We start from the raw sequence: 23,317 nt of genomic DNA, 5'->3' as shown, positions 1-23,317 counted from the left end.
GAGGCCAATGGTGGCGGCGTTGGCTGCTACCAGGACAAAGGTGCCTACCACCTGTACCTGCTGGCAACCGAGGCGCCGATCGCCCGTCTCAAGCCGACCGGCAGAGGCGATGAGGTCAGCATCGCCTACTGGTCACACCGCCGAAAATGGGAAGACATCGACGATATGGGCGGCTGTGTCCTGCCCCTCGATCAGGCGCTCAGCCACATCGCAACCAACAGCCTTTTCTGGAGCTGGACCTGACCAGAACGTACAAAGCCGAGCTGAGGATGTGGGTTAGATTAGGCGCAGGGCGAGGAACTTTACTTTATCGCGACGGCTAGAGCGTCCGACCCGGATGGGTTTGCGGCGTTGGCCGCAACATACGCGGCATCGGCTTCGCCGAAAGTGGTTCAATGACCAGACTAAAGTGAGCAACAGATATTCGAATTAGCCGCAATCGCAAATCGGCAAAGGAATTCTGGCCTTCTAGGTCCGGTTGGTGTCGTCGGATTTCCATTGTTCCATCATCATCGTCATCCACGGCCCGAATTCTTGCCAGTTCTCGCGATCCCACGCTGTCAACGTGTGCATTATTGCGGAGCGACCTTCGCCGGCAGAACAGTTGGCCGTCTCGCACCCTTGTTAGGACTGCGGAGATAAAATGGCCCAAGGTGTAATAGTCAGCATCCGAAATTCGCATTGCGGGCTACCGTCTGGCCAACAAGAACAGGACGGTAAAAATCAAACCGCCAATCAACCCCAGCACGCCAAAGAGGAACGCTGCCAGCGCTGTCACCAAAAGGCCTATGCCTATCCCCCCAATGCGGATTGATGCAAGGCCGGCGGCGACCAAAACCGCCACGACATAGCCAAACCAATGGCCGAAACCAACGCCGCTGTACAGCCAGACTGCTACTGCAACGACCGCAACAATACCGGCAAGGCCAACTCCCATGAGAAGCCGCTCGATCAATCGATCCGTGGCAGCCGCGTCTAACCGTTCCCAAGGTGACTGCTGGTTTGCGCTCATGTCGCCCTCCCATATGCCCATCGATCATCCAAGCACAAACGGCCCCAATCCTCAATTGCACGACTGGATGGGCTTGGTGGGGATGGTACCTCGCACCCAGCGCCGTCGCGACTTTTCAACGATCACGTAGCCGATAGCCGGGAGAAACGTCTTAGGAACAATCGTGCCTCGACATATTGGCTAAACATGTTGCTGGGATCGTGCCAAATCGCCCACGCATCATCCGACACCCTTTCCCAAACCCGCGCGGATTAAATACCGCCCACGGCGACAATCGGAAGTGATTGTGCTGCCTGAACGGTTGATTAGTAGATTGGTTAGTTGGTCACTAAGCGAAAATCGCCAAACCCCATGGTTCCCGGCCTTTTTTAGGGATTGACTGGCGGGGGAAGCGTCTTTCGATTTCTCGCCATGCCGTTGAAAAAATTGAGCTTTCTACTTGTTATGCACCATGTATTGGTAGCCTGCCAGACAAATCGATCCCACATTTTAGGAATATCGCCGACGTGCTCCAGTCCGACATCGGACGGTCGGCCCGCAGGCATGGACAATCGGCCCTCGACTACTTATGCACCCGAACGGTATCAGACGGCGTTAGAATGTTCTCACTAAAAGCGCCTGAACCCGTTCGGGATCAATATGAGCTATGATACCGTTCGGGAGCGAATCTTCTTGAAAGTCTGAAGAAGCAAGGCTATGTTCCCGCTCGGGAGCAAAGCATGGCCAAAAGAATGCAATTTACGGGCGCTGGCAGCGCGACAGACATCGCAAAGCTGCTTGCGCAGGCGGGTCCTGCCCAGAATCTGACGAAGCTTCTCACGGATCTCAAATCGTCTGACGATACCTTTAGAAACGCCACTCGGGCCCTGTCGCGCCACAATGCCACGATCAAGAACTCTTTGCAGGCGGGAGAGATCGCTAAGGCGCTTTCCCAGATTCCCTCTTCTCAAGACCTGGCGAAACACATCGCACACATCAATGCTTCCAGTGAAGCGCTCGAAGCGGCCAGCAAGGACTTGTTGCATCGTAATGAGACGATCAGGAAATCAGTCAATGCGACGGGGACCGTCGAGGCACTTTCCCGCGTCAACGCTCTGGGGGACCTGACCAAACAACTGACCGGCGCAATACCGCAGGTCAACCTGAAGCTTCCTGGTGTTTCACAACTCATCACGGTTGCCCTGCCCAGAACGCTTCCCGACGCTTATCTGCTGCGCGGCAGCGAGACTAACGACGAGGACGAGGACGCCGGCGCGGCCTCACCGCGCCATAGCGGGACGGATACCTTAGGACTGGAGATCGTCTCTGCCTCAGATATTGGGCGGCTAGTCCGGCGCGCCCGCGAGGCCCGACATCTCTCGCAGCAAAGTTTCGCTGACCTTGCTGGAGTGGGGCGCAGGTTTTTATCCGAACTGGAAAACGGCAAACCCACACTTGAATTGGGTAAGGTCCTGAAGGTCGCGCAAGCAGCCGGCATATCGCTGCTTGCTCAGGTGCGCTGATACAATGGAGGTGCTTGCCCTTGATGTGCGGTTGGACGGTTTCGTCGATCCGATCGGCGCCCTCGTGCGTGACGAAAACGGCTCAGTCGCCTTCGTCTACAAGGCAGACTACCTTCGAAGATCAGATGCGACCGCCTTATCGCTATCCCTTCCGCTTGCCGAAGAACCTTACCGTGACGTTATAGCGCGAGCATTCTTCGACAACCTTCTGCAGGAGCGCAACGGCGTGCTCACCGACGTGCTGGCACGAGAAGGCCTGACCCGCGATGACATAGCTGGCCTGCTATATCACCTTGGAAAAGACTGTGCCGGAGCACTTTCCGTTCTTCCGTCAGGATCGCCGCCGACAAAAGTCCCGGGCGACTACGAAAGCGACTATGTACCCATTCCGCAGGATCGCATGATCGCGATCGTCGAAGCACTCCATCAGCGCAAACGCCTACCGGACGGAACTGAAGATCCGTCCCCTTTGGCAGGCGTGCAAAGCAAGATAGCCCTGACTGTTCTGCCGGACGGTAGGTTTGCCGAGCCGAAGCGGGGATCGGGGGGCCCGACGACACACATCCTGAAAGTGCCCGATCGCGATCATCAGCAGGATGCCCGGTATGAGGCCGAGGCGATGAGGCTTTCCGGGGCGCTGGGGTTCGACACGGCCGAAGTCTCTGTAGTGCCGATTGGCGGGATCGAGACCCTACTCGTGACCCGCTTCGACCGAGGCAGAGACCGACAGAACAGGATCGTGCGTCTTCATCAGGAGGATTTCGCGCAGGCCCTCGGTTTGCCGGTCTCGATGAAGTACGAAAGGCGTGGCAAGGCAGGCCGGCGCTTCGACGTTTCGGGCATCCGCAGGATACTTGAGGCGACGGTCGATCCCGCCCAGGCGAAGGAAACCTTCATCAGGGCCACGATATTTGATCTCCTGATAGGCAATAACGATGGACATGCAAAAAACTTCGCCCTGCTCTATGAACCTGGAGGCAGAATCCACTTTGCGCCGCGTTACGATATCTTGCCGACCAGGCTCGACGACACTCTGACCGACGAGCTCGCTTACAGGATCGGTGAGGCGGAAACGCTCGATGAAGTTACCCCAGAACAGCTTAATGCGTTTCTCCTGGCGCTGGGAATAGAAAGTGCTGCGGCACGCAAACGCATGCACCAGCGTTATCCGTCCGAGATTGCATTAGGCCTCGCGGACTGTCTCGGTGCTCTTGAAAAGCGTCAGGTGAAGAGTTTGGCGGACTTGATCGCTACCAACATGCGCATGCTTCTCGGTGCGATGCGGTTGGAAATACCCCAAGCGGCCAGGGACCGAGACGCGTTCATTGGCCTAGCTGGCGGATGGCTGATGAGTTGAATCTATCGATGGAGACATGCCTCCATGTCTGGCGGAACGCGAGGATTGTACCAACAACGACGGGTTACGTTTTCCGGGACTGGTATCAGATTATTCGACACGTATGCAGAAACTATGTCGGCGGAGAGTGATACCAAGTCGGCGTTGTCGTGCTGCTCGTCGGATGCAGTCATCGTGCTTTCATTTTCCATTAACGTCCCGTTTGTGCCGTTTGTGGGGCTATATTGCCGAGAGGGTTTTTGCAAGAACCGCGGTTTGGATGAACCCATTTGGCCCGCTTCGCGCCTATAATCGGCCGTTACCAAGTCTTTCTCTGACTTTCGAAAGCCGCCATTCATCGCAAACGGATCGAAGGCCTAAAAGGGCGGCAAGCGGCTCCTTGGCCGAGATGGTCGCGAGCCGGTTCGCCCGTGGCGTACACGCTTGCCGAGGTGCGGGCACTCACGCCGGTCCGCGACAGCGTCGAAAAGCGAGCGCCCCGGCCTGACCTTCGGGACGTCTTTCTCTGCCATGCGTGGGACGACCGGAGAGGGGCCGCCACGGAACTGCACGATCTGCTCGAGTTGCGCGGTGTCTCGGTCTGGTTCAGCGAGAAGGACGTCGCCCTCGGCACGCGGTTGCTCCGCGAAATCGACAAGGGCGACGAAGTCGCGAGTCGGGATCGTGCTGGTGACCCCTGCGCTGCTGCGCCGCCTCCAAGGAGAGGGCATCGCCGACAAAGAATTATCGGCACTCCTAGCGCGTGACCTGCTCGTCCCCATTGTGCACGACACGACGTACGAAGCTCTCCGCGAAGTCAGCCCCCTGCTCGGTTCGCGAAGCGGGCTGAGTACTGCAGAAAATCTGATGGCAGACGTCGCGGCCAAGCTCGCCGAGCTGGTCGCCCTGTAGCTCTATTACCGGGGTGGCCGGCCCCACGTCGCACAAGCGGTCCGGGCGCCGGCGTGGTGTCAGCCGCCGGGCCGCCGCGCCAGTGTACTTCTACCCCCATTGCTACGACCGCTGCTACCATTTCGACCCCGTTAACACGGGTTTGCATCGGGCGATCCGTTGCGCGTCTTGCCGGTGAAGCGCACGTTTGAGCGACTACTTCATCGATCCGAGCTCTTGGCGCGGATCTCCGCTATGGGTTCGTTCTGCGGCCCCTCTGTCGATGCCGAGAACGTGAAGAAAAATGAGGTTCGTTACAAGGGCGAAATGACGAAAAGGACTACTTGTACCACTGGTTCTTAATATAGTTGGTAGCATCGTCCGACAGATTGTGCATGCCGCTTCGTTGTTCATGGCGTCGACGACATATACGTATTGCGAGTATGCATAGCGGACCAGACGTGCGCCGCCGCATGGCTGGCCGTATAGGACGGGTTCACATACAGAAAGACTTGTGGATTTTGGCCCAGTTCCCAAGCTCTTTGAGCTTGGATGTTACCCCGTCGTAGTTCTGGCCGGGCTGATACAAATCGTACGAAATATGTTGGTTGTTTGCCAATCTGGCTTCCTGTTTCAGAGCCGGCCTTGCCTACCGCTAAGCTTTCTTATCACCAGTATGTGGTTATCACGTAACAGGTGAGTCTGCTTTTTCCGTTCAGCTCTACAAAGCCCCCGTCCCCTCGCGGCCGAAGACGAGCCCGGCTCCGACCCCTGTTTCGGCCGGCGCGTGCCCTGCTTCAAATTCCGCCCATACAGAGATATTTCATTTCGAGGTAGTCCTCGAGCCCATGGCGGGACCCCTCCCGCCCGATGCCGGATTGCTTCATTCCTCCGAAAGGAGCTGCTTCCGAGGACATTCGTCCTGTATTGATGCCCACCATGCCATATTCCAAAGCTTCGGCCACGCGCCACACGCGTTTCAGGTTGGAGGCATAAAAGTAGGCTGCGAGCCCGTAGATTGTGTCATTGGCCTCGCGGACAACCTGATCCGCATCTTGGAAGCGAATGATAGGTGCTAGGGGTCCGAAGGTCTCCTCCTGCGCCACTGTCATCGCGCGAGAAACCTCGGTGAGGACAGTCGGTTGAAAAAGTGTGCCTTCCATACCGACGCGATCGCCCCCGCATCGAACGATTCCGCCTTTCGCAACGGCATCGGCGATATGGGATTCGATCTTTGCCAGAGCGCGTTTGTCGATGAGCGGCCCAATGGACACCCCCGGATCGAAGCCGTCACCGACTGAAAGCTGGCAAACCTTTTCGGCGAGCTTTTCGACGAACTCATCGTGGACGCCGGATTGGACGTAAAGGCGATTTGCAGAAACGCAAGTCTGGCCGGCATTGCGGAATTTCGCCTGGATCGCACCGTCAACGGCAGCATCGATATCTGCATCGTCAAAGACGATGAAAGGCGCATTTCCGCCGAGCTCAAGGCTGACTTTCTTGATCTGGTCCGAGCATTGACGCATGAGGAGCCGGCCGACCTCGGTCGAGCCCGTGAAGCTGATCTTGCGGACCTTGGCGTTGGAGCAGAGTTCGCGGCCGATAGCGTCGCCTTCGGAAGCGTAGATAAGGTTGACCACGCCTTCGGGAAAACCGGCCAGCTGGGCCAGGGCGAACATAGCGCCTGCCACGAGTGGCGTCTGTTCAGCAGGTTTCAGCACGATTGTGCAGCCGGCGGCGAGAGCCGGCGAAATCTTGCGCGCAACCATGGAGGCGGGAAAATTCCATGGCGTGATCGTACCAACGACGCCGATCGGCTGCTTGATCACCAGCATGCGGCGGTCTGTTGATGGTGCAGAGATCGTTTCCCCGTAGATGCGATTGGCCTCTTCAGCGTACCATTGCAGATACGCAGCCGCATGGGTTACCTCCGACTTCGCTTCGGCGAGTGGCTTGCCCATCTCTGCGGTGAGAATGGCAGCGAGGTCGTCGGCGTGATCCACGATTAGTTGGTGCCAGCGCCAGAGTATATCGCTGCGCTCCCGGGCCGTCAGGGCTGCCCACCCAGGCTGTGCGCAATGGGCCTTGTCAATGGCGGCGCGCGTTTCTTCGACACCCATGTCGGGGAGTTCGGCCAGCAATTCGCCGGTCGATGGACTAGTGACCTCGAACGTCCGCGCGCTAACCGGCGTGCCCAATGCCGGCATACGGTCGATGCCAGCGAACAGCTCGCGAGACTTGAGGTAGCGGATCATCGGCTGAAAAATGGGCAAAAGGGGCTCTCCTCAACGCGATGGATATGTCTGCTGGCGGCGTGGATACGTATCTTCGCCTTCGCCCGTCGCATAGGACCTCGTACGGATGGCAGTTAGACCTCCTCGACGGAAGGAAGTATCGGAAGTTGGCTCTCAGAGCATCTCTCCGAGCATCTTGATCGGTTGTACGCTCTTACGGTCGCCCGGCCCGATCAGACCAGCAATGTACAGCGGACACATCCGGCGCCGAGCTGGATGCGAAAGACCTGCCAAAAACGGTTGAAGCCAGTGCTCGAGATCGGCTTGCCAGTCCACATCCATTGATCGGCCCTCCACAAGCCGACCTCCCATGAATCACGCAAACTCTCTCTTGGGAATTCCAAAAACGCGCCCGCTGCTAAAAATCTGCCAAAGTAGTGCTTCTGTAATGGGCCTTCGTTCGTCAAGTCCCCTCTGAACGATATCTCGTCGCCAGGATCATGCTTCTGTCCGTGGTCAGCGCGAAGGCCGCCACACTATGCCATCAGATCCAGAGCTGACAGGTCAATCTAGGAAGCGTGGTTTGCCGAAGCATTCACAGCACTACACACGACCTTGCCAAGCCCTCGTCCCGGCGACGGGACCTCAGGAGAGCGGTGCCGTTTCGGCTCGCTCCGAACGCTCTATCTCCTATGCCATCGCTGCGGCCTTGCTCCAGCGGAAGTCGGTCGCATCCACCCACATGCGATGGAGCACGACGCCCAACTTGCGGGCAAGGGCCACCTTGGCGCGCTTCATGCCCCGACGTTTCGCCACGTCGAGCGCCCAGTGCTTCAGGCTCGAGAAGCGGATCGCCCGCGTCAGCATGACGTGCGCAGCTTCAAAGAGCGCAGTTCGCACCATGGCGTCGCCGACCTTGCTGACACCACCGTCCCGATCGGTCTCACCGGATTGATATTTTTTGGGCGTAAGCCCGAAGTAGGCTCCGACCGTACTGGATTTTCCAAACCGCATCGGGTCGTCCACCGCCGAGCGATAGGTCAGGGCGACCAAGGCCCCAACGCCAGGTGTGCTCATCAATCTGTGGCAGACCTTATCAGCGCGCGCGATCTTCAGCATCTCGCGATGGAGCTTGCTGAACTCGCACCACAACGCCATCCGCGCCGCCAGCATCGCACCAATCACCATCTCCAAAGTGACGTGGCCTGCTGTCAGCTCCCGGATGCGCGTCTCAAACTTTCCACGACTGACCTCTCCGACCTTCAGCCCATAGCCGCGCAAGATCCCGCGGATGCTAAGTTCGACGTCGAGAAGCTTGCCTTGCAGAAGCTTGCGTCCAACAAGAAGGGCTCGGCTATCCTTGCAAGTCACCGATTTGGCATGAACCGGACGGTACCATCCCATCCTCAGCAGTTGGGCGATCCCGCGTGCATCTTTCCGGTCGGTCTTCACCGTCATAGCCGAGAGCGCCGCCTTCACGTGCCGCGTCTCGAGCAAAATCGCATCGCGTCCGGCGGCCACAAGCCCGGCATGCAGCCATTGCGACAATGGCCCGGCCTCGAGCCCAATGCGACTAACAGACAATTCCAGTTCGTCGAAATAGCGGACCAGCGCCTCCGGCTCGCTGGCGATCTTGACCTCGCGCATGATCGTTCCGGTCGCGTCAACAATGCACACGCTGCTCTCTTCCAGAGAGACATCGATTCCCGCATAATGTTCCATGGCTGTTCCTCTCATGATGTTTGGAGCCGATCGCTCGGACTCCGTTTCAACACCATCATTCTGAGGGACAGCCACCCAACCTGGCTATGCTCGCGAAGGCCGGCCCATTACGGCATCTAGCATCATCAAAAACAAAACAACTCCCCACCACGACACGCGGTCACCGCCGCGCCCACGGTCATACCTTCGCCGATTGTACCGGTTATCTGCTAATTGGTGGACTCTGCCCCTATGGGGATGTTTCGACCTATTCGGTTTCGAGCGCATTCTTATCGCTCGCACCCAACGCCGTCATGATCTCGATCGAGACCATTTGGGTCGGATGGGCCTACCGCGACCGGGCCTTGCACAACCGGGTTGTTCCCCTTGCCGCCAGCGCAGTCCAGATCGACGCTGCTGTTTGGAACCTGGCCGAGCGCGGCCGCAGGCGGCGCCACGCCGTGATACCGCTGGACAACCGTCGTCATGCGCTGGCCATCGCCTTCGATCTTGGTGTTGTTGCTGTTCGGATTGAACGGATCGACCGTTTGCAGCAACTCGTTCTGATTGAGCGAGTCGCCCGCTGCCAGCGTCACCGTCTCGTAGTTGTTCAAATAGTCGGCAGCACAGCCCGAAATAACAGAGGCGGCAACCGCGATCGACACTAAACCCCAACGCATTAAGGCATCCCCCGACACCGGTCCTTGACTATGGGATATTGGGTGGTTGTTGTCGAATCGACAGGGAGAACGGAAATACGCCTTTTGGAGGAATGCCTTTAGGTCGGCTGGTTGGCCAGCAGTTTGAGAACTCGTATCCGCGTCGAGTTCTCAACTTCGACCAAGCGCGCCATCAAGGTGCCTCAGGCTTAACGTCAAGGATGGGCAGGCTGCAATAACGATGTTTGCCCGCTTTCTCGTGTATCCAAGCCTTTAGCGGCCTGTGGCTTTGAGCTGCGATTTCCGGCAAATTGAAAGCGTACCCGTACGCGTGATTCGACGGTTGATGCGAAGCTGCGAGGGAGCGAGCGATGCGGCCGAAGGAACGACGCGAAAGCGGACAGACCGACCTGTTGCGATCCCGGCTCGACCAGATCCTCAACATGGATCATGCGCTGGTGAAACTGGCCCGGTCGATCGACTGGCGTTTCCTCGAAGAACGGCTCGGCGCGGTCTATGACGACGACCCCGGCCGGCCGCCGCTGCCAACCGGGTTGATGGCGGGCCTGGCCATCCTCAAGTCGATGCACAACCTATCCGACTAGGCGCTGTGCGAGCGCTGGCTTGAGAACCCCTATTACCAGCTGTTCTGCGGCGAGGAGTTCTTCCAGCACCGCCTGCCCCTTCGACCGCAGCTCGCTGACGTCTGCGCATGGGCGAGGAGCGGCTGATGGCCTTGCTCCAGGAGAGCCTTGCGGCAGCGACGCGGCTGGGGGGCGGCCAAACCGGCCGACGTCCGTGCGGTGATCGTTGACACCACAGTGCAGGAGAAGGCCATCACCTTTCCGACCGACGCCAAGCTGATGCATCGGGCCCGCGAGTGGCTGGTGAAGTTGGCCAAAAAAGCGGCATCGGCCTGCGCCAGTCCTATGCGCGGGTCGGCAAGTTCGCGCTGATCAAGCATCAGCGTTATGCCCATGCCAAGCAGTCCAAGCGCGCAAACCGGGCGCTTAAGCGGCTGCGCACCATGCTCGGCGCGGTGATCCGCGACATTACCCGCAAGCTCGCCGGGCAGCCCGAACTGCCCAGGTCTTCGCCCTGCCGCTGGCTTGCCCGGCGCGTCAGGGACCAGCGGCAGCGCGAGCGCGGCCGCAAGGTCTATTCCCTGCACGCTCCCGAGGTGGAATGCATCGGCAAGGGTAGGCCCACAAGCCTATGAGTTCGGCGTCGAGGTCTCGGTCGCCACCACGCTGCAGCGCAACCGCGGCGGCCAGTTCGTCGGCCCATGTCAAGGCGCTGCCCGGCAATCGCTATGACGGCCACACACTGGCCACCGTCATTCCCGCCATCGAAACCGCTATCGGTGCCAATCTCGGCAAGATCGTCGCCGATGCCGGCTATCGCGGCCACAACGCGCCGAAGGACAAGATGTTCAAGGTCCATGTCGCCGGCTACCAGGGGCGGCATCACCAAGGCCATCAAGCGGGCACTGCGACGCCGGGCCGCTGTCGAACCGGTCATCGGCCATCTCAAGCAGGACCACCGCATGGGCCGCAACTTCCTGGCCTTCACCGAAGCGACGCCAACAACGCCATGCTCGCCGGCGTCGGCTACAACTTCAGCCTCTTGCTCAACTGGCTGAGGCTTTTGTTTGCCTACCTCTTGGCGCTGCTGCAACCGCTGCGGCGTCACCGGTCCAGCCACGATCAGCCTGACCTCCGCAGCTCAACCGGAATAGCCTCTGAAACGGGGCTCGCCTACAACGCCGGTGCCGAATGGCTTTCTTCACGGGCGACTGAGGAGCTTCGAAAGGAAGACACGACCCGGCGATATCGTCGCCCTATGCCAAAGACCCTCGCATCTAGCTAGTCCGTTCTCAAAACCCTATCTTGATGCGACGGTCGCCGATGGAGGGTCACAAACGTAGGGCAATCGGTTCGCGATCGACTGAAAACGATGACCGTTCGTCTGCGGTGCTCAGACTGCCACCGAGTGCCTGGCTGTACTACTTTCGAAATATTTGTCGAACTTGGCCGCGATGCTTCGCACGAAAGGGCGACTTGCGGCCGGCACAACGAATTTGTCGCCATCAAGTTCAAGCAATCGAACCGGACCGTGGAGGGCCATGGAACTCGACTGCTGAAGGAGCCTCTGGCCGGCTTCGCCGAAGCGTTCTACCAGATCGATCGCCGAGAAGGCGAAGTCGCACATCAGCCGCTCGATGATCCAGCCACGGACGCGATCGTCGTCGGAAAGCGCGATGCCGCGGACGGCGGCCAGCCCGCCATCCGCGACCATGCGTCCGTACTCGGCGGGCGAGGCCATGTTCTGGACGTAGCCCTGACGAAAACGGCCGATGGACGAAGGACCGAGACCGATCAATGTCTCGCAGCGATCCTCTGTATAGCCTTGGAAGTTACGATGCAGGGCCCCTGTGCGGGCAGCCACCGCCAGCGCATCGCCCGGTTTGGCGAAATGGTCGAGCCCGATTGCTTCGTATCCCTTGTCCACAATCGCTCGTGCGGCAAGTTGCGATTGTGCGAACCGCTCCGTGGGACCGGGGAGCCATGCCTCTTCGATCATCGTTTGATGCTTCTTGAACCAGGGCACGTGAGCGTAGCCGAAAAGCGCCATCCTGTCCGGTTCCAGGGTCAGCGCCTGCGCTACGGTGGAACAGACGCTCCCCCTGGTCTGGTGCGGCAAGCCGTAGAGCAGATCGAGATTGACCGATTCGACGCCACGTGAACGAACTCCGTCGACGACTGCCTTGGTCTGCAAAAAGCTTTGCTCGCGGTTGATCACCTTTTGCACTTTCGAATCGAAATCCTGCACGCCCAGGCTCGCCCGCGTCATGCCAATTTCGGCGAGTGCATCCAGGTGTGCTTCATCCATGTCATTGGGTTCGATTTCGACGCTGATTTTCGCGTCCGGGAGAAAATCGAAGCTGTCCCGTAGGCGAACCCCCAATGCGACTAGATCTTCGGGCTTCACCATCGTCGGCGAACCGCCACCGAAATGGACCGCTCGGACACGACCCTTGCCGCTGACAAGACCGGCAACCGTGGTGATCTCCCCATGCAGCGATCGCAGATAAGCGGCCACCGGCTCGTAATGACGCGTCTGCTTGGTATGGCACGCACAGAACCAGCACAGCTTGTCGCAATAGGGGATATGAAGATAGAGCGATATCTCGTCACCGCTTCCGAGCGCCTGCGACCAGACGCGGTAAACGGCAGCATCGACGCCCGCATGGAAATGCGGCGCGGTCGGATAACTGGTATAGCGCGGGACGTTCTCGCCAAGTCTGGCAGCTAATTCCGGTCGCATATCGCGGTCCACCGTGTTTGCATCGCGGGACCCTAGATGCATCGCTGAGCCAAAGCATTGATTTCGGTCAACCCTCGGCATGGACAAACTGCCGCAGGATTTCTCTCGCACCGATTGTTATCCTGCCGGCATTTGGGATCAATAAAAGCGAGCGTAATGACGGTACAGCAGGACATTCACAGTTCCGGTATTCCCGTCCTTTGCCTGTCTTGCGAGGCACGGCATCGCGGTGCCTGCGGTGCGCTCGACCCAGACCATTTGGTCGGGCTCGCCAAGACCTCGTGGCGTCACAAAATCGAGCCCGGGGTCAAACTGATCGGCGACGCCGAGGCCGTCGACAGCTATTCGAACGTGCTTTCAGGTGTGGTCAAGCTGACGAAAAGCCTTTCGGACGGTCGGCAGCAGATCGTCGGCCTCCAGTTCGCACCGGATTTTCTGGGACGGCCCTTCAAGGTGGAAAGCCCGATCAACGCGGAAGCGGCTACAGTTGTCTCCTTGTGCTCGTTTCCGAAGGCGGCGGTCGAGCGGATTATGAAGGAAGCACCGGAACTCGAGCATCGCCTATTCAAGCAGACGTTGATCGAACTCGACGCAGCCCGCGAATGGATGGTGACTGTGGGGCGCAGGACGGCACCAGAAAAGGTGGCGAGCTTTCTGCTCACGATCGCCCGGAATATCGATCGGACTGTTGATCCGGCGGCCAGGTCGGCGCGCTTCGATCTGCCGCTGACGCGTGTCGACATTGCTGACTTCCTGGCACTGAGGTTCGAGACCGTGAGCCGACAGCTGACGCGATTGCGGGCTGACGGCATAATCCGGATCGAGAACAATCGCCATGTGACGGTGGACAACATGAGCCGGCTGGAACAGCGCTGCGGCGGCTGAGGCGCGCGACAACCGCTCTTTCAATAAGACCTAAGTGACGGAACCTACGTCCGATACTCCGAGCCGCGGCGGGACATGCCTCTTCTTCGATCGCGATCTCCCGCCGCAAGCCTTTGAAGGAGCCGCGTAGCATGAACCCGACAGCTTCCGCATTGTCTATTGGGTCCATGGCCGATCGCCAGGAGTGTTTCGACCACTTCGTCGGCGAAGCATTGATCCTCGACATACTCGACGAGCAACCGGCTGGTGGAGGCAAGATCGACTCCGGCCGAGGTCAAGCACGCCTCATACGCCGGGAAAATGAACCGTCTCTTCGAACCTATAAACGTCACGGAGAAGTGAACGACCCGCGTTGCCTATGCCAAGACATTTGAGACGTTCGGAAAGGCATTGTTGACGCTTTCCAGCGCGCGTCGCAGAGCCTCAGTTTTCCCGATACGCCGCCTCTCATCACATCGTACGGAATCGCCTCCAAGCCGGGCCGGGCCGGGGACGTCGGACTCTCTCACGAACAGGCGGCTCGTGCTGCGTTTTCTCAGTCAATCGCCACCTTCTGATTGCACCGAGCTCAATGCTGCCCAGTAAATTCGTGCGGCTTTGACCTGGATCATGGCGGGCACGCGGCGGCTCGGCAAGTAATGCACCGCGGATTTGGCGTCCGCGGGAATTCGAGATCGGGACTTGCGATGAAATTCGGCACAGAGATCGCCCTTTTGAGCCTGTTTGCTTTTGCCGCCCTTGTGGCCGCCGGCTTCGGCGTGGATGAAACTTTTCGCCAGCACATGTGGGTTTTGTTCTTCACCGTGGCTGGCTTCACCGTGATCCTGATGCGCAACACGGAGTTCAAGCCCGCCGCTCCGATCGACCCCACGGCCTACATGGACGGTCCGGTCCGCTATGGCGCCATCGCCACCATGTTTTGGGGTGTTGTCGGCATGCTGGTCGGCGTGGTCATCGCGCTGCAGCTCGCCTACCCCGATCTCAACATCCAGCCCTGGTTCAATTTCGGCCGTTTGCGGCCGCTGCATACGTCGGGCGTGGTCTTCGCTTTCGGCGGCAACGCGCTGCTTTGCACGTCTCTATATGTCGTACAGCGCACCTGCCGCGCGCGGCTGTTCGGCGGCGATCTCGCCTGGTTCGTGTTCTGGGGTTACCAGCTCTTCATCGTCATGGCGGCGACCGGCTATCTGCTCGGCATCACCGAGAGCCGCGAATACGCCGAACCCGAATGGTATGTGGACATCTGGCTGACCATCGTCTGGGTCGCCTATCTCGTCCTGTTCCTCGGCACGATCCTGAAGCGCAAGGAACCGCATATCTACGTCGCCAACTGGTTTTACCTGTCCTTCATCGTGACCATCGCGATGCTGCATGTGGTCAACAACCTGTCGATGCCGGCCTCCTTCCTGGGCTCCAAGAGCTATTCCGCGTTTTCCGGTGTCCAGGACGCGCTGACGCAATGGTGGTACGGCCACAACGCCGTCGGCTTCTTCCTCACGGCCGGCTTTCTTGGCATGATGTATTACTTCGTGCCGAAGCAGGCGAACCGTCCGGTCTATTCGTACCGGCTGTCGGTTATCCATTTCTGGGCGATCATCTTTCTCTATATCTGGGCCGGCCCGCATCACCTGCACTACACCGCCTTGCCCGACTGGGCGCAGACGCTCGGCATGGCGTTTTCGATCATGCTGTGGATGCCGTCGTGGGGCGGCATGATCAACGGCGTGATGACGCTCTCCGGCGCCTGGGACAAGCTCCGCACCGATCCGATCATCCGCATGATGCTGATGGCCGTCGCCTTCTACGGCATGTCGACCTTCGAAGGCCCGATGATGTCGATCAAGACCGTCAACTCGCTATCACACTATACCGACTGGACGATCGGCCATGTCCATTCCGGAGCGCTCGGTTGGGTGGGCATGATCTCGTTCGGTGCGATCTATTACATGGTGCCGAAGCTGTGGAACCGCGATCGACTGTATTCGCTGCGGCTCGTTACCTGGCATTTCTGGCTGGCGACGCTCGGGATCGTGGTCTACGCGGCGGTGATGTGGGTGTCCGGCATCATGCAGGGCCTGATGTGGCGCGAATACGACGAGCAGGGCTTCCTGGTCTACTCTTTCGCCGAAACCGTCGCCGCCATGCATCCCTACTATGTCATGCGAGCCATCGGCGGTGCGATGTATCTGTCCGGTGCCCTGATCATGGCATGGAATGTCGCCATGACCATTCGCGGTTACCAGCGCAAAGAACAGCCATTGCCGGGTTCCGTGCCCGCCCTCCAGCCCGGCGAATAAGGAGCCAGAAATGGGCTTGATGGACAAACACGCAGTCATCGAGAAGAACGCCACGCTCCTTCTCGTCGGGTCCTTGCTGGTCGTGACGGTCGGCGGCATCGTTGAGATCGCACCGCTCTTCTATCTCGACAACACGATCGAGAAGGTCGAAGGCATGCGGCCTTACTCGCCGCTCGAGCTCGCCGGACGCAACATCTATGTGCGCGAGGGCTGCTACCTCTGTCACAGCCAGATGATCAGGCCGTTCCGCGACGAAGTCGAGCGCTACGGCCACTACAGCTTGGCGGCCGAGTCGATGTACGATCATCCGTTCCAGTGGGGATCGAAGCGAACCGGCCCGGACCTCGCGCGCGTTGGCGACCGCTACTCCAACGAATGGCACGTCCAGCATCTCAACGCGCCACGCTCGGTGGTACCGGAATCGATCATGCCGAGCTATGCCTTCCTGAAGGGCACACCGATCGAGGTGAAGGATTTCTCGACGCATCTGATCGCGAACAGGCGAGTCGGCGTCCCCTACACAGACGAGATGATCGCCCAGGCAAATGCCGATCTGATGGCACAGGCTGATCCCAATGCCGACACGTCCGGTCTGGAAGGCCGCTACCCCAAGGCCAAGCTTGGCGACTTCGACGGCAACCCCCAACAGGTCACCGAAATGGATGCCCTTGTCGCTTACCTGCAGATGCTCGGCACGCTTGTTGATTTCAAAAACTACGACGAAGCCGCCGGCTACCGCTGAGGAGAATGTCGATGGATTACAATTTGATGCGGGAGTTTGCCGACAGTTGGGGCCTGCTCGCCATGGCTCTGTTCTTCATTGGCTGCATTGCATTTGCGCTCCGACCCGGCAGCCGCGGGCTGGCCGATGAAGCCGCCCGGATTCCTCTCGAGGAGGATTGATGATGAGCAACGAGCAAGTCGACGAAATCTCAGGGATCGCGACGACCGGCCATGAGTGGGACGGGATCAAGGAACTTAACAACCCACTTCCGCGCTGGTGGGTGATCACCTTCTACGTCACCATCGCCTGGGCAGCCGCCTATACGATTGCCTACCCCGCCTGGCCGATGCTCAGCTCCGCCACCAAGGGCGTTCTGGGCTTTTCCAGCCGAAACGACGTCAAGAACGAACTTGCGGCTGCCGAAGCAGCCAAAGGCACTTACGTCGCAGCCATCGAGCAGAAAAGCGTATCCGAAATTGTTGCCGACGATGCACTGCGCGAATTCGCCGTCGCAGCCGGTGGCGCCGCCTTCAAGGTCAATTGTGTGCAGTGCCACGGCTCCGGCGGGCAAGGTTCCGCGGGCTTTCCCAACCTCAACGACGACGACTGGCTGTGGGGCGGCAAGGCGGAGCAGATTCAGCAATCGATTATGCATGGCATTCGCTTTGCGTCCGACCTGGATACACGCGTTTCGGAAATGCCCGCTTTTGGCGACATCATAACGCCCGAGCAGATCACTCAGGTCAGCGCCTATGTCGCCAGCCTATCGGGGGCTGTCAAAGACGCGAGCCTGGTCGAGCCCGGCGCCAAGGTCTTCGCCGAGAACTGCGTGGCCTGTCATGGCGACAAGGCACAAGGCAACAGGGAGCTCGGCGCGCCCAATCTGACCGATGCGATTTGGCTCTACAGATCCGGCGAGACCGCCATCGCCGCCCAGGTCCGCGAGCCGAAGCATGGCATCATGCCGGCATGGGCCGGGCGCCTCGGCCAGACCGCAGTCAAGGAACTCACAGTCTATGTCCATTCGCTTGGCGGCGGAGAATAGGATCGGAAGCCTATTCTCGGCCCTCCCCGCCAAGCGACGAGGCCCGGCGCGCCGGGCCTCGACACATTCGGGCGTGCGGCGATTGTTCTGATTAATGGGGCGCTCCGTGTCGATGCGGCAAAACATGCTTAGCTCAGCATCTTGGACGTTACCCAAAGCAGACGAGTGCGGTTGCACGCCAATACCATCGGCGGCGCGCGAGGAGATGCCCGTGCTAAAGAAAACGCAGGTAGCGCCCCACGCAGCCGAGGCGGTCAATTCCGCCAAGACGCGGCAGCCGCTCTATGCCGCGCGCAAGAAGATCTTCCCGAAACGCGCCTCCGGCAACTTTCGCCGCTTCAAGTGGCTGGTGATGGCGATTACGCTGGGCATCTACTACCTGACACCCTGGCTTCGATGGGACCGCGGGTCATACGCCCCGGATCAGGCCGTGCTGCTCGATCTCGCCCATCGGCGATTCTACTTCTTCTTCGTCGAGATATGGCCGCAGGAATTCTATTATGTCGCCGGCCTTCTGATGATGGCCGGAATCGGTCTCTTCCTGATCACATCGACGGTTGGCCGGGCCTGGTGCGGCTATACCTGCCCGCAGACCGTTTGGGTCGACCTGTTCCTGGTGGTGGAGCGAGCGATCGAAGGCGATCGCAACGCCCGCATGAAGCTCGATGCAGGGCCATGGACAATGCGCAAGCTGGTGTTGCGGGTCTCCAAGCACGCTATCTGGCTGGTCATCGCGGTTGCAACGGGTGGCGCCTGGATTTTCTATTTCGCCGATGCCCCGACGCTGGCTTTGGACGTCGTAGAAGGCACCGCCGCTCCTGTGGCCTATGTGACCATCGCCGTACTAATGGCGACCACCTACACGTTCGGCGGACTGATGCGCGAGCAGGTCTGCACCTATATGTGCCCGTGGCCGCGCATTCAGGCGGCGATGCTGGATGAGAATTCGCTAACCGTCACCTACAATGACTGGCGCGGCGAACCGCGCTCGCGTCATGCCAAGAAGGCTATTGCCGCCGGGCAGCCGGTCGGCGATTGCGTCGACTGCAATGCCTGCGTCGCCGTTTGCCCGATGGGCGTCGACATTCGCGACGGCCAGCAGCTCGAATGCATAACCTGTGCGCTTTGCATCGACGCCTGCGACGGCATCATGGACAAGCTTGGCAGGGAACGCGGGCTGATCTCCTATGCGAGGCTTTCGGACTACAATGCCAACATGGCGCTTGCGACTGCCGGCGGCACCGTCCCGGTGAACCCGGCACTCGTCCGGACTGTCACAGGCGCATTTTCCGACGGCCTGGCACACTTCCAACTTCGCAACATCTTCCGTCTGCGCACCTTCATCTACCTCGGCGCATGGTCGGCGGTCGGACTGGCGCTGCTCATTTCGCTGCTCACACGCGAGAGGCTCGAGTTGAATGTCTTGCATGATCGCAACCCGCAATTCGTCTCGCTCTCCGACGGCTCTATCCGCAACGGCTACACCGTCAAGCTGCTGAACATGATCCCCGAACCGAGGGCGATCGTCGTCACCTTGCAAGGCTTGCCGGGCGCCGAGATGAGCGCGGTCGGCATCGAGCTTCCTCCGGCACGGTCATTCGAGACGCTTGTCGAGCCCGATCGGTTGAAGGTGCTCAAGGTCTTCGTGCGCCAGCCGGCGGGCCAGGTCGAGGGCACCGCGCGGAGCTTCAAATTCCGGATAGAGGACAAGGCAGGCCTCGAGTCCGCCGAATACACCGCCACGTTCAATGCACCGGAGACTGCCAGATGAGTGCCCAATCGCAGAAATCCCGCGAGTTCACCGGCAGGCACATGCTGCTCACCATCCTCGGCTTCTTCGGCGTGGTCATCGGCGTCAACCTCACCATGGCAACGCTCGCCAGCACGAGCTGGACAGGCCTGGTCGTGGAAAACACCTATGTGGCCAGCCAGCAGTTCAACGAGAAGGCCAAGGAAGGGCGCGCGCAAGCGGCGTTGGGCTGGACCGGCAAGCTGACGATCGCATCGGGCAATGTGCGCTACTCGTTGAGCGACGCTGCCGGCAAGTCTGTTCTAATGAATGGCGTCAAGGTTCTGTTTCGCCATCCTGCCTACGAGGCCGAGGACAAGGCCATCACCCTGGCGTCAGGCCGGGACCAGGAATTCAGCACACGACACACGCCAAAGGACGGCGTCTGGATCGTTCAAATCGATGCCGATGCCGGCCTCGCCGAACCCTATCGCGACGTTCGCCGCATTATCATTTCCAAAGGGGCGATTCAATGAACTGCTGCGCACCGGATGCCGAAATGGCATTGGACCTGGACGGTGTGACATCCGTCCTGCCCTCGAGCCAGGAAATAAAATTGGCAAGCCGCTCCCTCGGCGGAGAGCTCCGCCAGATCGACCTGTCGGTGCCAATGGTACATTGCGGCGCCTGCATACAGTCGATCGAGACGGCGATCGGCAAGCTCGACAATGTCGATGCTGCTCGCGTCAACCTGTCGACGAAACGGGTTTCGATCCGCTGGCATGGAGAAGAGGTCCCGCCATTCGTAGCCACCCTTGGCCGGCTTGGCTACCAGGCGCATTTGTTCGATCCAGAGGTCGAAGAGAAGGACAAGACGCTCTCTGAACTGATCCGCGCCGTCGCGGTCGCTGGATTTGCCGCGGGCAACATCATGCTGCTTTCAGTGTCGGTCTGGTCCGGCGCCGAAGGTGCCACGCGCGACCTGTTCCATTGGGTCTCGGCGCTGATTGCCATCCCTGCTTTGGCTTTTGCCGGCGGCATCTACTTCCGCTCGGCCTGGAACGCGCTTCGCCATGGCCGGATGAACATGGACGTGCCGATCGCCGTCGGTGTGTCGCTCGCCTATGCCATGAGCCTCTACGAGACGATCAACCATGGCGACCATGCCTATTTCGACGCTTCTGTCTCACTGCTGTTCTTCCTCCTGATCGGCCGCACCCTGGACCACGTGATGCGCGAGCGGGCCCGGACCGCCGTCAAAGGCCTGTCGCGGCTGGCCGCGCGCGGGGCTATGGTGCTGGGCGACGACGGCACGCGCGACTACCTGCCGGTCGGCGAGATCGAACCCGGCATGAAAATGCTGATCGCGGCCGGCGAAAGGATTCCGGTTGATGGCACCATCATCTACGGGACATCGGATCTCGACTGCTCGCTGGTCTCCGGCGAGAGCACGCCAAACACAGTGGCACCGGGCGGTGTGGTTCAGGCGGGAACCCTTAATCTTACTGGTCCACTTACGATCGAGGCGACCGCTGCTGCGAAGGATTCCTTCCTGGCGGAGATGGTTCGGCTGATGGAAGCCGCCGAGGGTGGCCGCGCACGGTACCGCCGCATCGCCGATCGCGTCTCGGCGCTGTACGCGCCGGTCGTCCATCTGACGGCCCTTGTGACCTTCATCGGCTGGATGCTGGCCACTGGCGACTGGCACCGGGCGATCACGATTGCCATCGCCGTTCTCATCATCACTTGCCCATGCGCTCTCGGGCTCGCAGTGCCGATCGTGGAGGTCGTTGCGGCGCGGCGTCTGTTCGAGAACGGCGTGATGGTCAAGGATGGTTCGGCCATGGAGCGCCTGGCGACGATCGACGCAGCGGTATTCGACAAGACGGGGACACTCACGCTCGGCCAGCCGCGGCTCGTCAATGCATCGTCCATCGATCCAACGATGCTGGCGATCGCAGCCGACATGGCCGCGCATTCCCGCCATCCGTTTTCAAGGGCGATGGCCGGCTTTGCGGGGTTTTCCGGCCAGCCCAAGCTCGAATCCGTCAGCGAATATCCGGGCTTCGGGATCGAAGCCAGCGCCGCCGGAAACACTTGGCGTCTTGGCCGGCGCGGATGGGCTGGATGGAAAGCCCGAACCGGCGGCGAAGGCAAATTAGGCGGGTTCGGTGCGACAGTCCTCTCGAAGAATGGGATCATCACCGCATCCTTTGCTTTCGAGGATGCGCTGCGCCCCGATGCCAGCGCAGCCGTTAAGCAACTGAAAGATACCGGCCTGTCGGTGGAAATGCTGTCGGGCGATACGGCAAGGGCCTGCGGCGAGGTGGCCGAAACATTGGGTGTCGATCGTTTCGTTCCCGCGATGCTTCCCTCCGGCAAGGTCGAACGGATCGAGACGCTGGCGAAAGGCGGACATAAGGTTCTGATGGTCGGCGACGGGCTTAACGATACGCCTGCGCTGGGCGCGGCGCATGTCTCGATTGCTCCGGCGACCGCCGCCGACATTGGCCGCAACGCGGCGGATTTTGTCTTCTTGCGCGATAGCCTTCTGGCAGTACCCCTCGCGCTGGATATTTCCAGGAAGGCAGGTCAGCTGATCCGCCAGAACATCGCCATAGCGATCGTCTACAACACCGTCGCGGTGCCGATCGCCATTCTGGGACATGTCACGCCGCTGATCGCGGCGGTCGCGATGTCCGCCTCGTCGCTCCTGGTCGTCGGAAATGCGTTGCGCTTGCAAGGATTTGCGTCGAACGCTCCGGCCAGAATTGCTCCGCACAACAGACGCTCCCGCATCGGCGAATGGGCACGAATGTCATGACGACGCTCGTCTACCTCATACCCGTGGCTCTGTTCCTCGGAGCGCTTGGGCTCTCTGGCTTTCTTTGGGCTCTGAGGAGTGGCCAATACGAGGATCTTGATGGAGCTGCCGAGCGGATTCTCATCGAACGGGACGACAAGCCGGAACGCTGATTGATGGCAACAGCTATCGGCATCATCGCCCGCTCGGATGTCGTGACGCATCGCGCTTGATCATCTTGGGCCGCCAGTCCAACAGTGAGGCCGCCAGACCAGCCTCTCGCGCGCTCGCCAACACGTCCGCACCCGGCTACTTCAAACCGTGCCGTAGCTTCTGCCGACCAGCGTCGCCGCGGACGCTGCGGGCTTGCCGCCGGACGGTTCGGAACCGTCGCGGGCCACCTTATACCAAGAGTCATGGGGTAGAGGCCCAGGATAAAGCGCCGATTGGGTGAATGGATCGGCCGCGCATTCGACGGGTAGAGTGAGGTAAATCGCTTGATATCTGCAGCGCCGACCTGGACCGGTTCCATCGCCACCATCCACTCGACGTTTTCGGTGCAGGGCGTCGTCGTCAATGATCCCTCATAGGTCCAGTAGCCAAGCGAGGCCGGCAGAAGCCCGTTGGGATCGACCTCGTCGACCGCCATCTCCTCGCCTAGCCGCATGGGAAAAGCTTCGGCAAGGCCGGCAAAGCCGGCATTTGTCGCGCCTCACCATCTTGCCGCCGCCCTTGTGCCAACCAATAGAGATGTGCGGAATATCCGCCTTGACCGCGCTGTTGATATCGATCGGTGATTGCTGCGTGCCCGCCGAGCAGACGAAATTTTTCATATCCAGATCGGCCCAGTACTCGGGTCCGACCGGGCCAGCATATCCCCAATGGGTGCTCGCCGCATCCGCGGCCTGAGCGCAAATCGGGCATGCGCCGAACCCTTTGATCAGACTACGACGGTCCATATGCTTTCGCTCCTTGGTGCGAACTGGTGTTTTTCTAATTGAGGCTGCGAGGTTGCGAGTTTGACACATGCATCAGCGACCCAGAACTGGGCTATCGTGATTGTCGTGAGCGCTGGCGACGATAAGTTTGTCCCGGACCTTTTTACAATGATCCATTAAGGCGTTCACCTCGGCGATCACGCGATCCGGCGTGATATCGAACTTGCAACGGAC

19 protein-coding genes and 3 pseudogenes are annotated in these 23,317 nt (G+C 59.9%); 15 read left to right on the top strand and 7 right to left on the bottom strand.

Annotated features, from left to right (window positions below; genetic code table 11):
* Positions 1-688 precede the first annotated feature (688 nt).
* The gene (locus ACFSQT_RS04480) at positions 689-1,012 is read right to left on the bottom strand and encodes a hypothetical protein (RefSeq protein ID WP_143748679.1); all 324 of its coding nucleotides are present in this window, start codon (positions 1,010-1,012) and stop codon (positions 689-691) included.
* Positions 1,013-1,731: 719 nt separating this feature from the next.
* Here ACFSQT_RS04480 and ACFSQT_RS04475 point away from each other — a divergent pair.
* The 4 genes from ACFSQT_RS04475 to ACFSQT_RS39770 all read left to right on the top strand — a co-directional run bounded on the left by ACFSQT_RS04475 (position 1,732) and on the right by ACFSQT_RS39770 (position 4,762).
* The gene (locus tag ACFSQT_RS04475) at positions 1,732-2,514 is read left to right on the top strand and encodes a helix-turn-helix transcriptional regulator (protein WP_206073678.1); all 783 of its coding nucleotides are present in this window, start codon (positions 1,732-1,734) and stop codon (positions 2,512-2,514) included.
* 4 nt (positions 2,515-2,518) lie between these two features.
* Positions 2,519-3,871, top strand: a complete 1,353-nt coding sequence (locus ACFSQT_RS04470; RefSeq protein ID WP_095082132.1) for a HipA domain-containing protein — start codon at positions 2,519-2,521, stop codon at positions 3,869-3,871.
* A 410-nt stretch (positions 3,872-4,281) separates the two neighbouring features.
* Positions 4,282-4,617 carry a toll/interleukin-1 receptor domain-containing protein gene (locus ACFSQT_RS39775; protein WP_342586850.1) on the top strand — a complete coding sequence of 112 codons (336 nt, stop codon included), beginning with the start codon at positions 4,282-4,284 and terminating at the stop codon, positions 4,615-4,617.
* On the top strand, positions 4,535-4,762 hold the full coding sequence (locus tag ACFSQT_RS39770; RefSeq protein WP_342586862.1) for a hypothetical protein: 228 nt from the start codon (positions 4,535-4,537) through the stop codon (positions 4,760-4,762). The genes ACFSQT_RS39775 and ACFSQT_RS39770 overlap by 83 nt, the downstream gene beginning before the upstream one ends.
* 776 nt (positions 4,763-5,538) lie before the next feature.
* Here the strand turns inward: ACFSQT_RS39770 and ACFSQT_RS04460 are convergent.
* The 4 genes and pseudogenes from ACFSQT_RS04460 to ACFSQT_RS04445 form a co-directional block, all read right to left on the bottom strand.
* On the bottom strand, positions 5,539-6,996 hold the full coding sequence (locus tag ACFSQT_RS04460; protein ID WP_378922012.1) for an NAD-dependent succinate-semialdehyde dehydrogenase: 1,458 nt from the start codon (positions 6,994-6,996) through the stop codon (positions 5,539-5,541).
* A gap of 177 nt (positions 6,997-7,173) precedes the next feature.
* Positions 7,174-7,354: pseudogene (locus ACFSQT_RS04455) on the bottom strand (transposase); the annotation flags it as partial.
* A gap of 311 nt (positions 7,355-7,665) precedes the next feature.
* Entirely contained in the window at positions 7,666-8,697 is a 1,032-nt protein-coding gene (locus ACFSQT_RS04450; RefSeq protein WP_379017121.1) for an IS110 family RNA-guided transposase, read from the bottom strand.
* A 269-nt stretch (positions 8,698-8,966) separates the two neighbouring features.
* Positions 8,967-9,341, bottom strand: coding sequence for a calcium-binding protein (locus ACFSQT_RS04445; protein WP_245331022.1), 375 nt, complete (start codon positions 9,339-9,341; stop codon positions 8,967-8,969).
* Between the two features lie 365 nt (positions 9,342-9,706).
* On the opposite strand from ACFSQT_RS04445, the pseudogene ACFSQT_RS04440 reads away from it, so the two are divergent.
* Positions 9,707-11,015 (top strand): annotated as a pseudogene (locus tag ACFSQT_RS04440) (IS5 family transposase); the annotation flags it as partial.
* A 297-nt stretch (positions 11,016-11,312) separates the two neighbouring features.
* Here the strand turns inward: ACFSQT_RS04440 and hemN are convergent.
* Complete coding sequence (gene hemN, locus ACFSQT_RS04435; RefSeq protein ID WP_095084250.1) at positions 11,313-12,662, bottom strand: oxygen-independent coproporphyrinogen III oxidase; 1,350 nt, start codon at positions 12,660-12,662, stop codon at positions 11,313-11,315.
* Positions 12,663-12,818: 156 nt separating this feature from the next.
* On the opposite strand from hemN, the gene ACFSQT_RS04430 reads away from it, so the two are divergent.
* The 10 genes from ACFSQT_RS04430 (at position 12,819) to ccoS (ending at position 22,318) form a co-directional block, all read left to right on the top strand.
* Positions 12,819-13,547, top strand: coding sequence for a Crp/Fnr family transcriptional regulator (locus ACFSQT_RS04430; RefSeq protein WP_095082125.1), 729 nt, complete (start codon positions 12,819-12,821; stop codon positions 13,545-13,547).
* A gap of 131 nt (positions 13,548-13,678) precedes the next feature.
* Positions 13,679-13,921 (top strand): hypothetical protein, encoded by a 243-nt coding sequence (locus ACFSQT_RS04425; protein ID WP_167392002.1) that lies wholly within the window; start codon positions 13,679-13,681, stop codon positions 13,919-13,921.
* A 312-nt stretch (positions 13,922-14,233) separates the two neighbouring features.
* Positions 14,234-15,844, top strand: coding sequence for a cytochrome-c oxidase, cbb3-type subunit I (gene ccoN / locus ACFSQT_RS04420; RefSeq protein WP_095082122.1), 1,611 nt, complete (start codon positions 14,234-14,236; stop codon positions 15,842-15,844).
* A gap of 10 nt (positions 15,845-15,854) precedes the next feature.
* Entirely contained in the window at positions 15,855-16,586 is a 732-nt protein-coding gene (gene ccoO, locus ACFSQT_RS04415; protein WP_095082120.1) for a cytochrome-c oxidase, cbb3-type subunit II, read from the top strand.
* Positions 16,587-16,597: 11 nt separating this feature from the next.
* Complete coding sequence (locus tag ACFSQT_RS04410) at positions 16,598-16,747, top strand: cbb3-type cytochrome c oxidase subunit 3 (RefSeq protein WP_095082116.1); 150 nt, start codon at positions 16,598-16,600, stop codon at positions 16,745-16,747.
* A gap of 2 nt (positions 16,748-16,749) precedes the next feature.
* A complete protein-coding gene (gene ccoP, locus ACFSQT_RS04405; protein WP_379017120.1) occupies positions 16,750-17,613 on the top strand; it encodes a cytochrome-c oxidase, cbb3-type subunit III in 864 nt (287 codons plus the stop codon).
* Between the two features lie 205 nt (positions 17,614-17,818).
* The gene (gene ccoG / locus ACFSQT_RS04400) at positions 17,819-19,384 is read left to right on the top strand and encodes a cytochrome c oxidase accessory protein CcoG (protein ID WP_095082112.1); all 1,566 of its coding nucleotides are present in this window, start codon (positions 17,819-17,821) and stop codon (positions 19,382-19,384) included.
* The gene (locus tag ACFSQT_RS04395; protein ID WP_095082110.1) at positions 19,381-19,878 is read left to right on the top strand and encodes a FixH family protein; all 498 of its coding nucleotides are present in this window, start codon (positions 19,381-19,383) and stop codon (positions 19,876-19,878) included. Before ccoG ends, ACFSQT_RS04395 begins: the two co-directional genes overlap by 4 nt.
* Entirely contained in the window at positions 19,875-22,166 is a 2,292-nt protein-coding gene (locus ACFSQT_RS04390) for a cation-translocating P-type ATPase (RefSeq protein WP_379017118.1), read from the top strand. Before ACFSQT_RS04395 ends, ACFSQT_RS04390 begins: the two co-directional genes overlap by 4 nt.
* Positions 22,163-22,318 (top strand): cbb3-type cytochrome oxidase assembly protein CcoS, encoded by a 156-nt coding sequence (ccoS, locus tag ACFSQT_RS04385; protein ID WP_095082106.1) that lies wholly within the window; start codon positions 22,163-22,165, stop codon positions 22,316-22,318. Before ACFSQT_RS04390 ends, ccoS begins: the two co-directional genes overlap by 4 nt.
* Positions 22,319-22,569: 251 nt before the next feature.
* On the opposite strand, the pseudogene ACFSQT_RS04380 reads toward ccoS, so the two are convergent.
* Positions 22,570-23,104 (bottom strand): annotated as a pseudogene (locus tag ACFSQT_RS04380) (carbonic anhydrase family protein); the annotation flags it as partial.
* Positions 23,105-23,317 lie beyond the last annotated feature (213 nt).

The sequence above is a fragment of the Mesorhizobium calcicola genome (genome assembly GCF_042682105.1).
Classification (GTDB): Bacteria; Pseudomonadota; Alphaproteobacteria; order Rhizobiales; family Rhizobiaceae; genus Mesorhizobium; species Mesorhizobium calcicola.
This window is presented reverse-complemented; position numbering and strand designations above follow the sequence as displayed.

Excerpts from the sequence above, each read along its gene's own strand:
- ACFSQT_RS04480 (WP_143748679.1), bottom strand. The coding sequence starts at position 1,012 with ATGAGCGCAAACCAGCAGTCACCTTGGGAACGGTTAGACGCGGCTGCC.
- ACFSQT_RS04475 (WP_206073678.1), top strand. The coding sequence starts at position 1,732 with ATGGCCAAAAGAATGCAATTTACGGGCGCTGGCAGCGCGACAGACATC.
- ACFSQT_RS04470 (WP_095082132.1), top strand. The coding sequence starts at position 2,519 with ATGGAGGTGCTTGCCCTTGATGTGCGGTTGGACGGTTTCGTCGATCCG.
- ACFSQT_RS04460 (WP_378922012.1), bottom strand. The coding sequence starts at position 6,996 with ATGATCCGCTACCTCAAGTCTCGCGAGCTGTTCGCTGGCATCGACCGT.
- ACFSQT_RS04450 (WP_379017121.1), bottom strand. The coding sequence starts at position 8,697 with ATGGAACATTATGCGGGAATCGATGTCTCTCTGGAAGAGAGCAGCGTG.
- hemN (WP_095084250.1), bottom strand. The coding sequence starts at position 12,662 with ATGCGACCGGAATTAGCTGCCAGACTTGGCGAGAACGTCCCGCGCTAT.
- ACFSQT_RS04430 (WP_095082125.1), top strand. The coding sequence starts at position 12,819 with ATGACGGTACAGCAGGACATTCACAGTTCCGGTATTCCCGTCCTTTGC.
- ACFSQT_RS04425 (WP_167392002.1), top strand. The coding sequence starts at position 13,679 with ATGAACCCGACAGCTTCCGCATTGTCTATTGGGTCCATGGCCGATCGC.
- ccoN (WP_095082122.1), top strand. The coding sequence starts at position 14,234 with ATGAAATTCGGCACAGAGATCGCCCTTTTGAGCCTGTTTGCTTTTGCC.
- ccoO (WP_095082120.1), top strand. The coding sequence starts at position 15,855 with ATGGGCTTGATGGACAAACACGCAGTCATCGAGAAGAACGCCACGCTC.
- ACFSQT_RS04410 (WP_095082116.1), top strand. The coding sequence starts at position 16,598 with ATGGATTACAATTTGATGCGGGAGTTTGCCGACAGTTGGGGCCTGCTC.
- ccoP (WP_379017120.1), top strand. The coding sequence starts at position 16,750 with ATGAGCAACGAGCAAGTCGACGAAATCTCAGGGATCGCGACGACCGGC.
- ccoG (WP_095082112.1), top strand. The coding sequence starts at position 17,819 with ATGCCCGTGCTAAAGAAAACGCAGGTAGCGCCCCACGCAGCCGAGGCG.
- ACFSQT_RS04395 (WP_095082110.1), top strand. The coding sequence starts at position 19,381 with ATGAGTGCCCAATCGCAGAAATCCCGCGAGTTCACCGGCAGGCACATG.
- ACFSQT_RS04390 (WP_379017118.1), top strand. The coding sequence starts at position 19,875 with ATGAACTGCTGCGCACCGGATGCCGAAATGGCATTGGACCTGGACGGT.
- ccoS (WP_095082106.1), top strand. The coding sequence starts at position 22,163 with ATGACGACGCTCGTCTACCTCATACCCGTGGCTCTGTTCCTCGGAGCG.